General features: G+C 59.2%; 10 protein-coding genes and 1 other RNA gene. 5 read left to right on the top strand and 6 right to left on the bottom strand.

All coding sequences use genetic code 11. From position 1 onward, the window contains the following. Positions 1-23: 23 nt before the first annotated feature. Both AEAC466_RS35180 and ssrA read right to left on the bottom strand, forming a co-directional pair. Positions 24-569, bottom strand: coding sequence for an SspB family protein (locus tag AEAC466_RS35180; RefSeq protein WP_031238920.1), 546 nt, complete (start codon positions 567-569; stop codon positions 24-26). Between the two features lie 247 nt (positions 570-816). Further along, positions 817-1,173, bottom strand: a transfer-messenger RNA (tmRNA) gene (gene ssrA, locus AEAC466_RS44155). Positions 1,174-1,283: 110 nt separating this feature from the next. Between ssrA and AEAC466_RS0122470 the strand changes: the two genes are divergently transcribed. Then, positions 1,284-1,883 (top strand): DUF4142 domain-containing protein, encoded by a 600-nt coding sequence (locus AEAC466_RS0122470; RefSeq protein ID WP_023458560.1) that lies wholly within the window; start codon positions 1,284-1,286, stop codon positions 1,881-1,883. Positions 1,884-2,058: 175 nt separating this feature from the next. On the opposite strand, the gene exaC is transcribed toward AEAC466_RS0122470, so the two are convergent. Then, positions 2,059-3,576, bottom strand: coding sequence for an acetaldehyde dehydrogenase ExaC (gene exaC / locus AEAC466_RS35175; RefSeq protein WP_023458559.1), 1,518 nt, complete (start codon positions 3,574-3,576; stop codon positions 2,059-2,061). Between the two features lie 274 nt (positions 3,577-3,850). On the opposite strand from exaC, the gene AEAC466_RS35165 reads away from it, so the two are divergent. From AEAC466_RS35165 to AEAC466_RS35155, 3 genes are all read left to right on the top strand, one after another. After that, the gene (locus AEAC466_RS35165) at positions 3,851-4,891 is read left to right on the top strand and encodes a sigma-54-dependent Fis family transcriptional regulator (protein ID WP_023458557.1); all 1,041 of its coding nucleotides are present in this window, start codon (positions 3,851-3,853) and stop codon (positions 4,889-4,891) included. Positions 4,892-5,125: 234 nt separating this feature from the next. Continuing rightward, a complete protein-coding gene (locus AEAC466_RS35160) occupies positions 5,126-6,196 on the top strand; it encodes a GIN domain-containing protein (RefSeq protein ID WP_023458556.1) in 1,071 nt (356 codons plus the stop codon). A 76-nt stretch (positions 6,197-6,272) separates the two neighbouring features. Then, entirely contained in the window at positions 6,273-7,121 is an 849-nt protein-coding gene (locus tag AEAC466_RS35155; RefSeq protein ID WP_023458555.1) for a slipin family protein, read from the top strand. 808 nt (positions 7,122-7,929) lie between these two features. Here the strand turns inward: AEAC466_RS35155 and fumC are convergent. The 3 genes from fumC to AEAC466_RS43775 form a co-directional block, all read right to left on the bottom strand. Continuing rightward, positions 7,930-9,327: a class II fumarate hydratase gene (fumC, locus tag AEAC466_RS35150; RefSeq protein ID WP_031238914.1), complete on the bottom strand. Its 1,398-nt coding sequence runs from the start codon at positions 9,325-9,327 to the stop codon at positions 7,930-7,932. 257 nt (positions 9,328-9,584) lie between these two features. Continuing rightward, on the bottom strand, positions 9,585-11,459 hold the full coding sequence (locus AEAC466_RS35145) for an ABC transporter ATP-binding protein (protein ID WP_031238912.1): 1,875 nt from the start codon (positions 11,457-11,459) through the stop codon (positions 9,585-9,587). An 87-nt stretch (positions 11,460-11,546) separates the two neighbouring features. Beyond that, positions 11,547-12,245 carry a histone gene (locus AEAC466_RS43775; protein WP_155913664.1) on the bottom strand — a complete coding sequence of 233 codons (699 nt, stop codon included), beginning with the start codon at positions 12,243-12,245 and terminating at the stop codon, positions 11,547-11,549. 207 nt (positions 12,246-12,452) lie between these two features. Between AEAC466_RS43775 and AEAC466_RS35135 the strand changes: the two genes are divergently transcribed. After that, positions 12,453-13,319, top strand: a complete 867-nt coding sequence (locus tag AEAC466_RS35135) for a 50S ribosomal protein L11 methyltransferase (RefSeq protein ID WP_023458550.1) — start codon at positions 12,453-12,455, stop codon at positions 13,317-13,319. Positions 13,320-13,392: the final 73 nt, after the last annotated feature.

The following is a 13,392-nucleotide window of genomic DNA, read 5'->3' as shown; positions in this document are numbered from 1 at the left end:
CGACCAGCCCTATTTTCTACAGATTATTTTTTGCGGAATTGATCGAGTGATACGATCTTCGGCGCATCGTCACCGTCGCCACCGTCTTCGTTAGGTTTGGGGGCGGTTTCCGAACGCGGCGCAGGGGTCAGTTCGGTCACTGTATCGCCGTCATCTTCGCCGTCTTCATCCAGATCCTGAGTCAGGGCGGCGGGATCGTCGACTTCAAATTCAAGCATGAACTGGGCGTGCGGATCGTGGAAGCGCGTAATCGCGGCATAGGGCACAGTGAGGATTTTGGGCGCCCCGCCAAACGTCAAGGTGACGCGAAAGAAGTCATCCGTGACACGCAGGTCGCGAAACTGATGCTGCAACACGATGGTGATTTCGTAAGGATAGCGCGCCAGCAAATCGGCCGGGATCGATACGCCAGGCGCCCGCGTCAGAAAAGTTATATAAAAATGGTGTTCACCCGGAAGCCCTTCCGGTGAGGCCGCGCGTGTCAGCCCCTGGCGGATAACGCCACGCAGGGCGTTCTGGGTCAGGGTGGCGTAATCCATTTGGTCGATGATCATTTGATCTTCGGACATCGGCAGGCGAACCTTTACGGTGAATCTGGTGTGCGTTCGCGCAGACTTAGCATGGTCGCCGTGAAACGAAACAGCAAATTGCCGTGAGACGGCAAGAATCTGCATTAATCCGCTCACGGCGCGTAGCGCCTCCGCGAGGGCGGCAGATAACCGCCGACGCCCGGTCGGGCGCTGTAAACAGTAATCCGCTCACGGCGCGCTGCGCTTCTGGGAGCAACTGCCGGCACATATCAGAAATGAGAAAAGAAGTGGAAGCCTTCTGTTGCAAGGCGGCTTCCGGGCCCCGCCTAGGAGGCTTAATTCCTAGGAGTTTAGGTGGATTAACTCCGCCGCATTACGCAGCAAGAGCTTGATCCGAAGCGAAGTTATCGTTCGCAGTTATAAAATGAGCCGATCACAGAGGCTCACACTGAGGGAAAGCTTCACCTTTACACGCCTGTCGATGCTGATCGGCCCCATAAAAAGCCCTCTTGCGAAGGGAATGGTGGAGCCGCCGGGAATCGCACCCGGGTCCAGTTCGCTTATTACGTGGGCGTTTATCCCCATAGTCAGGCCGAAACCCGACCTCACCAATATAGGCGGGTCTGCGGCAAAGGGAAAGGCCGCGACAGTGTCTTTATCGTTTTTTTGCGGGAGAGACACCGACACACGGGGCAAACTTATGCATCGCGGCTTAGCGTACTGGCATCAACAGATCTCTGAGGAAACCTCCATATGCCGACTTACAAACAACACCGCACCGCCGCCATCTTCTCTGGTTTGGTCATGGTCGCCGGTCTCGGCGGTATCGCCGCCTGCTCCAAAACCACCACGGACAAGGTTGAAGATGCAACCGCGAACGTCGTATCCGACGCGTCATCCGCCGTCAGCAGCATCGGTGCCGACATGGAAGCCAACAAGACGGAAGACTTCGTAAAGAAGGCCGCCGTCGCCAATTTGTTCGAAGTCAAGACCAGCGAACTGGCCGTCAAGACATCCAAGAATGCTGAGGTCCTGACCTTTGCCAAGATGATGGTCAAGGATCATACGGCCGCCGGTAAAAAGTTCGAAACCGCTGTCGTTGGTTCGGGCGTAACTGCCCCTGCTGCCCTGGATGACGATCATCAAAAGAAGTACGACGATCTGGCCAAACTTACCGGTAGCGACTTCGATAAAAAATATGCCGATCTGCAAAAGAGCGCGCATGACGATGCCGTCAGCCTGTTCGAAGACTATTCCAAGAACGGCAAGGACACCGCCTTGCAAACCTTCGCCACCGACACCCTGCCGACGCTGAAGGCGCATCAGGAAAAGGTGAAGACCCTCAATCCGTAAGCTTTACCGTCTCCCCTGGACGAACTTCGCCCGCCCCCTTTCGGAGGCGGGCGTTTTTTGTTCTGTCCGCTTTATTGGCGGTTTAGAGCGCCGATCTGACGGCATCAGATCGGCGCTCTCATTTCTTGCTTTTACGCGCTTTCCGAAAAGTGCGTCACACTTTTCGGAAAGCGCTTTAGAAGAAACCAACCTTTGCTGGCGCGTAGGACACCAGCAGGTTCTTGGTCTGCTGATAGTGGTCCAACATCATCTTGTGGTTCTCACGGCCGATGCCGGACTGCTTGTAACCGCCAAATGCCGCGTGGGCCGGATATTGATGGTAGCAGTTGGTCCAGACACGGCCCGCTTCGATGCCGCGACCGGCGCGGTAGGCGACGTTCATGTCACGCGACCAGACACCGGCGCCCAGCCCGTACACCGTGTCATTGGCGATTTCGATGGCCTCTTCCACGGTCTTGAAACGGGTCACCGACACGACCGGTCCAAAGATTTCCTCCTGGAACACGCGCATCTTGTTATGGCCTTCGAAGATGGTCGGCTTGATGTAAAAGCCGTCCTTCAGATCGCCTGACAAAATATTACGGTCACCGCCGGTCAGAACCTTCGCGCCTTCGTTCTTGCCGATTTCGAGATATTTCAGGATCTTATCGAGCTGTTCCTGCGACGCCTGGGCCCCGATCATTGTGCTGCTGTCGAGCGGATCGCCCTGAGTGATGGCCTCGACGCGCTTGATGGCGCGCTCCATGAACCGGTCATAGATCGATTCCTGAACCAGGGCCCGCGACGGACAGGTACAGACCTCACCCTGATTGAGGGCGAAGAAGGCGAACCCTTCCAGGGCCTTGTCGAGGAAGGCATCGTCTTCGGCCATAACGTCGGCAAAGAAGACGTTCGGCGACTTGCCGCCCAGCTCCAGAGTGATGTTGGTCACATTGTTCGAGGCATATCCCATAATCGCCTTGCCGACAGCGGTCGATCCGGTGAAGGCGATCTTGGCGATACGCGGGCTTTGCGCCAGCGGTTTGCCGGCTTCGATACCCGTGCCCGAGACGATATTGAGGACACCCGGCGGCAGGAGATCCTGGATCAGTTCGGCAACGACCAATATGGAGGCCGGCGTCTGTTCAGCGGGTTTCAGGACGATACAGTTGCCGGCGGCCAAGGCGGGCGCCAGCTTCCAGGCGGCCATCAGGATCGGAAAGTTCCACGGAATAATCTGGCCGACAACGCCCAGCGGTTCATGGAAATGATAGGCGACCGTGTCGTGATCCAGCTCGCCGATGGAGCCTTCCTGGGCGCGAATGCAGCCGGCGAAATAACGGAAATGGTCGACGGCCAGGGGAATATCGGCATTGGTGGTTTCACGCAGCGGTTTGCCATTGTCCCAGGTTTCCGCCTCGGCGATGACGGCCAGATTGTCCTGAATACGCTGGGCGATGGCCAGCAGGATGTTGGAGCGTTCGGTAACCGACGTCCGGCCCCACTTGGTCTTGGCGGCGTGCGCGGCATCAAGCGCCAGTTCGACGTCTTCGGCGGTAGAGCGCGGCACTTCGCACAGCTTGCGGCCATTTACGGGTGAGGTATTGTCCATATACTTGCCGTGGACCGGTTCGATCCACTGGCCGCCTATGAAATTGCCGTATCGTGTCTTGAACGGCGTGGCAGCATCGATGTTTCGTTCGAATTTAGTCATGGTGTCCTCCTGCAAGGTTTTTTGCTTGGCGTGAACGTGCGCCCGCCATATCGGACCGACAAGCCTTGCTGAGGAAAACCGCACCGGTTTTGATGCCGAATCTGTCAGTAAAAACAGTGTTTGTCGCGACTTACGACGCCCCTGTCGCCGCTGTCGCAGATTGCGACACTTGGAATGCATTTTTTATCAAAACTATCGTGAAAATGTCGTTTGTTGTTGCGCACGCAGCGCAACATGCCGTCCAATATGCGAAAGTTGAGGAAATGCCTTGCCGATGACCGATCCATCGCAAATACAAAAAGCTCGCGACGTTTTTTTTGCACACAAGGGTTTGCCGGTCGATCAGATCGGCCATTCCATACTGCGTTCTTGGATACGCTGCGCGGATATGGGCCTGGATGCGCAAACCGTGCCGCCGGTCAGCGCACCGACGGCCTCTGAAATCCGCCTTCTGCATGAAAAACACGAAGCCCTGCGGCGCATATCGCGTCCGGAACTGGATGCCCTCTACACCGAAGCGCGCGAAATTTCGGGCATAGTCATCCTGACCAATGCCAAGGGAGAAATTCTCGATGCCGTCGGTGACCCCACCTTTGCCGACAAGGCCGCACAGGTCGCCCTGCGACCGGGCGCCCTGTGGAGCGAAGACGGCACGGGCACCAACGCCATTGGCACTGCCCTGGCTGAACGCCGCGCCGTCGTGGTCAACGGCGCCGAACACTATTTCCAGAGCCACCAGGTCCTGACTTGCGCCGCCACGCCGATCATCGATCCGCGCGGCGCCATTATAGGTGTTCTGGATATTTCCGCGCCGGCCAGCCGTGAAAACGGTCACACCATCGGCCTTGTCCGCATGGCGGTGGAACAGATTGAACACCGGCTGTTTCGCGGCGGTTTCGACGGCTGCCAGACCTTGCGCTTCCAAACCGACCCCAATCTGCTCGGCGTCGCCCGCGAAGGCATATTGGTGGTCAGGAACGGCATTATCGTCGCCGCCAATCGCCGGGGGCTGTCCTTGATCGGGCGGACCTGGGACCGGCTGGATGAGCTCCACGTCGAAGAGGTGTTCGATATCCATCCTGGACACCTGGCTTCGGGCCGCCTCAAGGCCCTGGATGGCCGTGACTTCTTTGCCCAGGTCGATGGCGAAGAGACAGGTCAGGCCCTGCCGGTCGGCCCACAACAGAGCCTGGAAGACATCGAACTGTCGACGATCCGTCAGGCCCTGGCCGCGCATAGCGGCAATGTCAGCGCCGCCGCCCGTCATCTCGGCATCCACCGCAGCACTATTTATCGCCGCATTCCCAACGCGTGAAGGCGAGGGAATCCCTTATGCTGTAACCGGCGAAACCGCTGTTACATTATGAACCCCTTTTAATTTGATTTCGCCGCCGCCTTGCTTCACTTTAACGTCAAGTTCGATCTATACAGATCGAGAATTCGGCTTCCGGTGACGCACCGGGCTTAGTCTGGCGCATTCTCCCCAAAACGCGACGTGACTCAAAGCCTGACGCAGGAACGTTCCGGCCGTCGATTTTGGAGGTTTAGTATGCGTTATTCTGTCATTCTGCCTATACTGAGCACTATAAGCGCCGCCGCGTTCGTCGCGGCGTCCCCCGCCCTCGCCCAGTTGCGGTATCTGTCCGATGGTCCTCAGGTCGAATTTCGCGACATGGTCGCCCGTGTCGTCGTCACGCCCGAAGACCGCAGCGATGTCGATATCCGGGTTCGTTACGGCAAGGTCAAGGTGCCGACCCTGATGGTGTCGCAACGCGGCAATGTCACCGTCCTCAATGGTCACCTGAGTAATCCCGATCGGGCATCCGGTTTCAATTTCCGCATCAATATCCATGATGACGACCAGGTGTCGGTGAATGGCGGACGGGTCAATATCAGCGGTATCGGCATGGTCAATGTTTCCGACCTGCCTCTGGTCTTCGTGCGCGTCCCGGCCAACGCCATCGTCAAGGATTCGGCCTATACGTTCGGCCGCGTCGGAGCGGCAAAAAACCTCGATCTCATCATGAATGGCGGCGGCGAATGGGCCATCGATGCGGTCAGTGGCCAGCTTAACATCATCAATAGCGGGTCGGGGACGATCAATGTCACCAGCGCCGGCGACAGCATCGTCGACAATATGGGTGCAGGTGACATCAATATTGGCACCGTCCGCAATCTGAAGGCGGTGCTGACCGGCTCCGGCAATTTCGCCGTCAATCAGGCCGCCGAAACCGTCCTGCAAAACCAGGGCTCAGGGGACGTGACCCTGACGCGTACCGCCGGGCTTAAGGTACAGCTCAACGGCTCGGGCGACCTGTCCCTCGGCGCGGTCATGGGCCCCCTGACCGTCGTCAATAATGGCTCCAGCGACATCAATGTCGGCCGGGTCATGGGACCGGTCACGCTGGACCTGTCCGGGTCGGGCGACGTGTCCATTTCAGAAGGCCAGACGCCCGCCTTCATGCTCAAGGGCTCCGGCTCGGGCGATGTCTACTACGGTGGCGTCACCCACACCGTTAATGTCGATACAAATGGGTCCGGCGACGTCAGCATCATGAAGGCCACCGGGGCGGTCGTCACCAAGGTGGTAGGCTCGGGCGAAATGCATATCGGCCACTGAACCGGCATCTGCGCACCTTTACAAACAGGCCCTCTCTGCGTTAACCTTTTTTAGGGAATAGCGAGGGGGCTTTTTCATGGACCAGATCACGCCGATAGTGCACGCGGTGCAGGCCTTTGTTTTCAGCCTCGGCGCACTGGCCATACCCCTACTGTTCGGGATCGGCGCCTTTATATTTTCCGGATTGCGCATCAATCAGGAATGGGAGCGCGGCGTCGTCTATTTTCTCGGTCGCTATGCCTCGACACGCGGCCCCGGCCTATATTGGATCATGGCCGGTATCGAATACGTCAAGCGCGTCGATGTGCGCATCCTTACCGTCAAGCTGGAAACACAGGAAACGCTTAGCCGCGACGGCGTGGCCGTACGGGTCAATGCCGTGGTGTGGTACAAGGTGATCGATCCGGCCAAGGCGCTCAATGCCGTCACCGACCCCTATCTGGCGGTCCTGCAGGCCTCAGAGACGGCATTGCGCGACACCATAGGCCAGCACGGGCTCGATGAGCTGCTCAAGCATCGCGACATGGTCAATGCCAAGCTGATGGACCTGCTGGAACGGTCCGCCGCGAAATGGGGCGTACACATCGACGCCGTGGAAATGCGCGACCTGGATATTCCCGAGCAGATGCAACGCGCCCTCGCCCGCGAGGCCGAAGCCACCCGAGAAGCCAAGGCCCGCCTTATCAAGGCGCAAGGCGAAGCTGCCGCTTCCGCCACCCTTGTGGAAGCGGCGCGCATGATTGAAAGCGTTCCGGCGGCCCTGGAGCTGCGGCGCCTGCAAACCCTGAGCGAAATCGGCACGGAGCACAACAGCACCATTGTGCTGGCCCTGCCGATGGAAATGACACGGGCGGCCGCCAAGCTGGTCGAAATCACCAATCCACAACTGGTGCCCGCCGCCTTGGCCGCCCCCACCGAAAAATAAACGCTCGTCATATTCGAGATTTACCGCCGTAAGCGGGCCGCTTCCGACGGCCTGCGACACCCTGTCGCGCGCATTTCATCCGAAAACAGACCGCGATTTTCGGAAATTTTCCAAAGATTTTAAGGCACACGCCACACTTTAGTTGCAGCGCACAAAAAACCGTCAACATTACAAAACCGTAAGAATAACACGTTGAATCTATTCAATTATTACATCTGATTCATGACATCGTATTAATTTGAACTATGCACGGCGAAGGCGCATATCGTCTCCATCGACACCAACCCAATGGAGATTAAACAATGACTGCTTCGCTTTATTCCGCTTCCGCCCTGGCCGCCATCACCCTGTTCATGGTCATCGCCCTGGCCACTGTCGGCATGTAATTTAATACCGCATCAACCCAAGAAAAGGACATCTGAAATGACTCAATCCATCGCTCCGATCGCCACCGTTGCCGCCCTATTCGGCCTGACCATTTTCATGCTGGTCTCTCTCGTCACCGTCGGCATGTAATCCGCACCTCTTAAAAAGGCTTCACACAATGACCCTCCAGATTCAAACCGCCACCGCGCTTGCCGCCTTCACGCTCTTCATGGTCGTGGCCCTCGTCACGCTCTGACACCTGTCTCGTACACGCGTAAAAAATAAGGCGCGGAGAGCTTGGCTCCCGCGCCTATTTCTTTGTCTTGTTGCCGGCGTGCCAATTAAAGCATTTGTCGGCTCAGTTGCGTCGCCTAATGGCTCTCATTTTGTGTAACGCCTCATGTTTTTCCGAAAAGTGGGGGCCACTTTTCGGCATGAGGCTCTAGCCCGGATGGACCATGTTTTCCGGACGTACGAACTGGTCGAACTCCTCATTGGTCAGATAGCCGCCACCGACGGCTTCCTCACGCAGGGTCGTGCCGTTCTTGTGAGCGGTCTTGGCGATCTTGGCGCAGGCGTCGTAGCCGAGGCGGCCATTGAGCGCGGTGACCAGCATCAGCGAATTTTCCAGGCCACGCTTGATATTGTCGAGGCGCGGCTCGATGCCCGTCACGCAGTTGTCGGTGAAGGACACAGCCGCGTCCGCCATCAGGCGCACGCTTTGCAGGAAGTTATAGGCCATGACCGGATTGAAGACGTTCAATTCGAAATGGCCCTGGCTGCCGGCGAAGGTCAAGGCGGCGTGGTTGCCGAAGACTTGCACGCAGACCTGCGTCATGGCTTCGCACTGGGTCGGATTGACCTTGCCCGGCATGATGGACGAGCCCGGCTCGTTTTCCGGCAGGGCCAGTTCACCCAGGCCGGAGCGCGGACCTGAACCGAGGAAGCGGATGTCGTTGGCGATCTTGAACAACGATGCGGCCACCGTGTTGATGGCGCCGTGGCTGAATACCATGGCATCGTGGGCGGCCAGGGCTTCGAACTTGTTCGGCGCCGTGGTGAAGCCCATGCCGGTGATCGCGGCGATCTTTTCCGCCACGCCTTCGGCAAAACCGATCGGGGCATTGAGGCCGGTGCCGACGGCGGTGCCGCCCTGAGCCAGTTGCATCAGCTTAGGCAGGGTCTGCTGAATACGCTCGATGCCGTTGGTCAATTGCTGGGTATAGCCCGAAAACTCCTGGCCCAGGGTCAGCGGCGTGGCGTCCTGGGTATGGGTGCGGCCGATCTTGATGATGGCCTTCCACGCTTCGGCCTTGTCGTTGAGGGCATTGCGCAGGGTTTGCAGGGCGGGCAGCAGGCGGTGAACGATTTCTTCGGCGCAGGCGACATGCATGGCCGTCGGATAGGTGTCGTTCGACGATTGCGACATGTTGACGTGATCGTTCGGGTGAACCGGCTTTTTCGTGCCCTTTTCGCCGCCCAGAATTTCGATGGCGCGGTTGGAAATGACCTCGTTGGCGTTCATGTTCGATTGCGTGCCTGAGCCGGTTTGCCACACGACCAACGGGAAATGATCGTCGAGCTTGCCTTCAATCACTTCGTTGGCGGCCTGTATGATGGCGTTGCCGATGGTGGGGTCGAGCTTGCCCAGCGCCATATTGGTTTCGGCGGCGGCGCGCTTGACAATGCCCAAAGCCCGCACGATGGGCAGGGGCTGCTTTTCCCAGCCGATCTTGAAATTGCCGAGCGAGCGCTGCGCCTGGGCGCCCCAGTATTTCGAGTTATCGACCTCGATCGGGCCAAAGGTATCGGTTTCGGTGCGTGTGGTCTTGGTGGTCATCTTTGGGGTCTCCGGGGGAAGAATGGGATCGGAAGGGCCGGACCGCGGCGGGGTCAGCTCGGTCGTTACGGGCGGTTCTGTCTGGACGGTGAAATCGGTGGCCGTGATGCGACGTTTCTTTTTCGATCCCGACAGCCAGTCCAACAGGCCCATAACGCCCTCCTCACCATAAAACTTGCGCGTCTTCGTTATGTCCACAGGCCTGAAAGCGCAATGACTTTATCCGCCCAGAGCGTATTTTTGCCCGTGACGCAGCGTCACGCCACCGTCTCAGCCAGGAATCCGCCCGTCTGGCGGGCCCACAGCCGGGCGTAGAGCCCGCCCCGGGCGATCAGATCCTCATGGCTGCCGACCTCGATAATCCGCCCGCCCTCAACCACCACCAGCCGGTCCATGCGGGCGATGGTCGATAGCCGGTGCGCGATGGCGATCACCGTCTTGCCGCGCATGAGATCGAGCAGGCTATCCTGAATGGCAGCCTCGACTTCGGAATCGAGCGCCGAGGTCGCCTCATCCAGAACCAGGATGGGCGCGTTCTTGAGCAGCACGCGGGCGATGGCAATGCGTTGGCGTTGACCGCCCGACAGCTTGACGCCGCGTTCGCCGACGTGGGCGTCATAGCCGGTCCGCCCCTGGCTGTCGGTCAGGCCGGGAATGAAGCCCGCCGCATGGGCGCGTTCGGCCGCTTGGGCGATGTCCGCCTCCGTGGCCCAAGATGAGCCATAGGCGATATTATCGCGGATCGACCGGTGCAGCAGAGACGTATCCTGCGTCACCATGGCGATGTGGGCACGCAAGGATTCCTGGTTGACGGCGGCGATATCCTGACCGTCGATCAGAATACGTCCGGACGTCAGATCGTACAGGCGCAGGAACAGATTGACGAGGGTCGATTTTCCGGCGCCGGAGGGGCCAACCAGACCGATCTTTTCACCCGGACGGATGGTCAGGTCGAAATTCTGGATGGCCGGTTTATGGGTGTCGCTGTCGCTCTTCGTGATGCCGTAGTCGAAGCTGACATGGTCGAAGCGGATTTCCCCCGCACGGACGGTCAAGGCGGGCGCATCGTCGCTATCGACGACCGTATGCGGCCGGGCGATGGTTTCCATGCCGTTCTGCACCGAGCCAATGTTTTCGAACAGGCTGGTCACCTGGAACATCACCCAGCTCGACATATTGAGTAGCCGTTGGGTCAGGGCCCCGACCAGGGCAATGGCGCCGACCGTAATGTCGCCCCGCGTCCACAACCAGATGGCCAAAGCCCCCATGCTGAGCAGCAGGGCAGAGTTGAGGAAGCTGGTCGTGGTATCAAGTCCGGTGACCAGGCGTTCCTGGACCTGCCATTTGCGGCTGTTGGTTGCCAGCCCCTCACGGACATATTTGTCTTCGTGTTGGGTGCTGGCGAACAGCTTGACGGTCTGGATATTGGTATAGGTGTCGACGATACGACCAACCAGGGCCGACCGCGCCTCCGCGCCCTCGTCCGCCGCCTTGGCCAGCCGCGGCACGAACCATAGGCAGATGGCGACATAGGCCGCGCTCCACACCAGAAGGGGCAGGATAAGGCGGTAATCGGCCTGGAAGAATAGGACGATGGCGCTACCGAAATAGATGACGACGTACAAAAGTGTGTCGCACAGGGTGGTCAGGGTATTGCGCAGGGCCGATGCCGTATCGACCACTTTCGACGCGACCCGCCCGGCGAAATCGTTGGTGAAATAGGCTATCGACTGGCGAACGACGTGGCGGTGCGATTGCCAGCGGATGAGGTTGGGGAAGTTGCTCGTTACCGCCTGACGCAGCAGCAGGGAATGGATGAAACCAAGCAAAGGCCAGGCAATGCCAAGCACCAGCGCCATGCGGATGAAATCGGAACCGTGTGCGTGCCACAGGTCAGCCGGGCGCGTATGGGTCAGGTAGTCGATGATTTCCGACAGATAACGAAATACAGCGACTTCGGTGATGGTGAACAGAAACCCCGCCACCAGCAGAGCGACAAACAGCGGCCAGACCTGGCGCAGGAAATTCCAGTAGAACGGCAGCAGGCGATCGGGCGGTACGATGTCGCCATTGGTCCCGAACGGATCTATAATCCGTTCGAAGCGTGCATAAAGTCTGTCGAGCAGGGCCATGGGCCGCTTATAGCCCCGCGCGAACAAAAAGAAACCCCGTCGGCGCGTACCAACGGGGTTTCCTTATACTGTATGAACTTAAAGGTCTTACTTGGCGCCGAACAGGCGAGCCCAGAAACCGGGCTTCTTTTTGGTCGCTTCGGCGGCCTTGCCGGTGACTTCGTGCGCCCTGTCAACGATGCTGCTCGAAAAATCATCGACCTTTTTGCCGACATCTTCCATCACGGGCTGGGCGGCCTTAACGGCGTCGTCGATCTTGTCCTTAGCGGCGTCGATGGCGGCCTCAGCCTTGATGCCGGCCTCCTTGAGCGCCGGTTCGGCGGCGGCCTTCAGATCGGCGATCTTGTCGGCGGCCAGGTCCTTGGCCTCCTCAATCTTTTCTTTGGCGGTGTCGAGCGCCTCGGCGACCTTGTCCGCTGTCTTCCTGGCGGCCGGCTTGGCCGAAACCTTGGCGGCGGTCACGGCCTTGGCGGGCAGCTTGCCGACTGTTTTCGCCGTGGATTTTGCCGCTGTGGCCGCCGGCTTCGCGGCAGTCTTGACAGCAGCGGCGGCCTTGGCGGGCGCCTTTTTGACCTTGGTGGTGGCTTCCAGCACAGCCGGCTTGACATCGTTCACAAGCGCCTTGGACGCCGTGGTGGCCTTCTTCGGCGCAGCCTTAGCGGCGGCAGCGGTCGATTTGGCGGCTGTTTTCGTTGCGGCGGCTGCCTTGGCCGGGGCTGCCTTGACTGCGGTCGCAGCCTTCTCGGGCGCGGCCGCCGGAGCCTTACGTGACAAAGTCTTCTTCACGCCCGCATCCGCCGGAATTTCCGAAGCTGCGGTTTTTTTATCGCCTGAATTTGATTTTGTGGTAGCTCTCGCCATCGTCTGTCCTTAAGTGCCCATTATCAGCGCGCCAAATATCGTGGAATGACCGCGGATTTGCCCTGAAAAATATGAAACTACCCGAATCGGTAGCCAATATCAATTACGTATCCCTTATCCAGTATAGAGATCATGACCTACAATCCGCAACAGATTATCGCCCGTGGCCCGCGCAAGATTTCCGAAACCGCCGCAGAGGCCATTGACGCGGATGACGTGCTGGAAGGAACGACCTATTCCATCCTCGAAGAAGACGAAGACCACGACGTCTGGCGCATCGATGCCTTCCCCACAACCGAGGAAGAAGACCTGCGCCTGCAAGAGGTCCTGAACGGCTATCCGGAGCTCACCGTCACGGTTGATCAACTGGCCGACGCCGACTGGCTGGCCATGGCCCTGTCCGGCCTGCCGCCCGTGCGCGCCGGGCGCTTCTTCGTCTATGGCATCCACGATCGCGGCAAGGCGCCCGACAATACCGTGAACCTGCGCATCGAAGCCGGCGCGGCCTTCGGCACCGGCCATCACGGCACCACGGTCGGCTGCCTGATCGCCTATAGCGACCTGCTGAAATCCAAGCGCTTCAACCGCGTTCTCGATGTCGGCGCCGGCACGGGCGTGCTGGCCATCGCCGCCGCCAAGACCGGCACCCGCATCGCGGTCGGCACGGACATCGATCCGGTCAGCGTCCGTATTTCGAACGAAAACGCGACCCTGAACAAGGCCAATGCCCGCTTCGTCTACGCCAACGGGCTGGACCATCGTCTGGTGCGCCAAGACGCGCCCTATGACCTCGTGTTCGCCAACATCCTGGCCCGCCCGCTCGTCGGTTTGTCCATGGCCATTCGCGGCGCTCTGAAGCCCCAGGGCCTGGTCATCCTGTCCGGCCTGCTGCGCACCCAAGAGCGCTTCGTCAAGGCGGCCTATCTCAGCAAGGGCTTCCGCACCGTTCGCCGCATCCACCGCGATGCCTGGTGCACCCTCGTTATGCAAAAAGTCTAAGGATTTTTTGCATTTATAGAGCTCAGACGCCGCATGGCTTACGCGCAAACGTGCGCGGCGGCCAGTCGGCCTT

Origin of the sequence: Asticcacaulis sp. AC466 (genome assembly GCF_000495815.1) — a bacterium.
In the GTDB taxonomy this organism is placed as follows: Bacteria; Pseudomonadota; Alphaproteobacteria; order Caulobacterales; family Caulobacteraceae; genus Asticcacaulis.
This window is presented reverse-complemented; position numbering and strand designations above follow the sequence as displayed.

Coding starts and splice junctions, on each gene's coding strand:
- AEAC466_RS35180 (WP_031238920.1), bottom strand. CDS start 569: ATGTCCGAAGATCAAATGATCATCGACCAAATGGATTACGCCACCCTG.
- AEAC466_RS0122470 (WP_023458560.1), top strand. CDS start 1,284: ATGCCGACTTACAAACAACACCGCACCGCCGCCATCTTCTCTGGTTTG.
- exaC (WP_023458559.1), bottom strand. CDS start 3,576: ATGACTAAATTCGAACGAAACATCGATGCTGCCACGCCGTTCAAGACA.
- AEAC466_RS35165 (WP_023458557.1), top strand. CDS start 3,851: ATGACCGATCCATCGCAAATACAAAAAGCTCGCGACGTTTTTTTTGCA.
- AEAC466_RS35160 (WP_023458556.1), top strand. CDS start 5,126: ATGCGTTATTCTGTCATTCTGCCTATACTGAGCACTATAAGCGCCGCC.
- AEAC466_RS35155 (WP_023458555.1), top strand. CDS start 6,273: ATGGACCAGATCACGCCGATAGTGCACGCGGTGCAGGCCTTTGTTTTC.
- fumC (WP_031238914.1), bottom strand. CDS start 9,327: ATGACCACCAAGACCACACGCACCGAAACCGATACCTTTGGCCCGATC.
- AEAC466_RS35145 (WP_031238912.1), bottom strand. CDS start 11,459: ATGGCCCTGCTCGACAGACTTTATGCACGCTTCGAACGGATTATAGAT.
- AEAC466_RS35135 (WP_023458550.1), top strand. CDS start 12,453: ATGACCTACAATCCGCAACAGATTATCGCCCGTGGCCCGCGCAAGATT.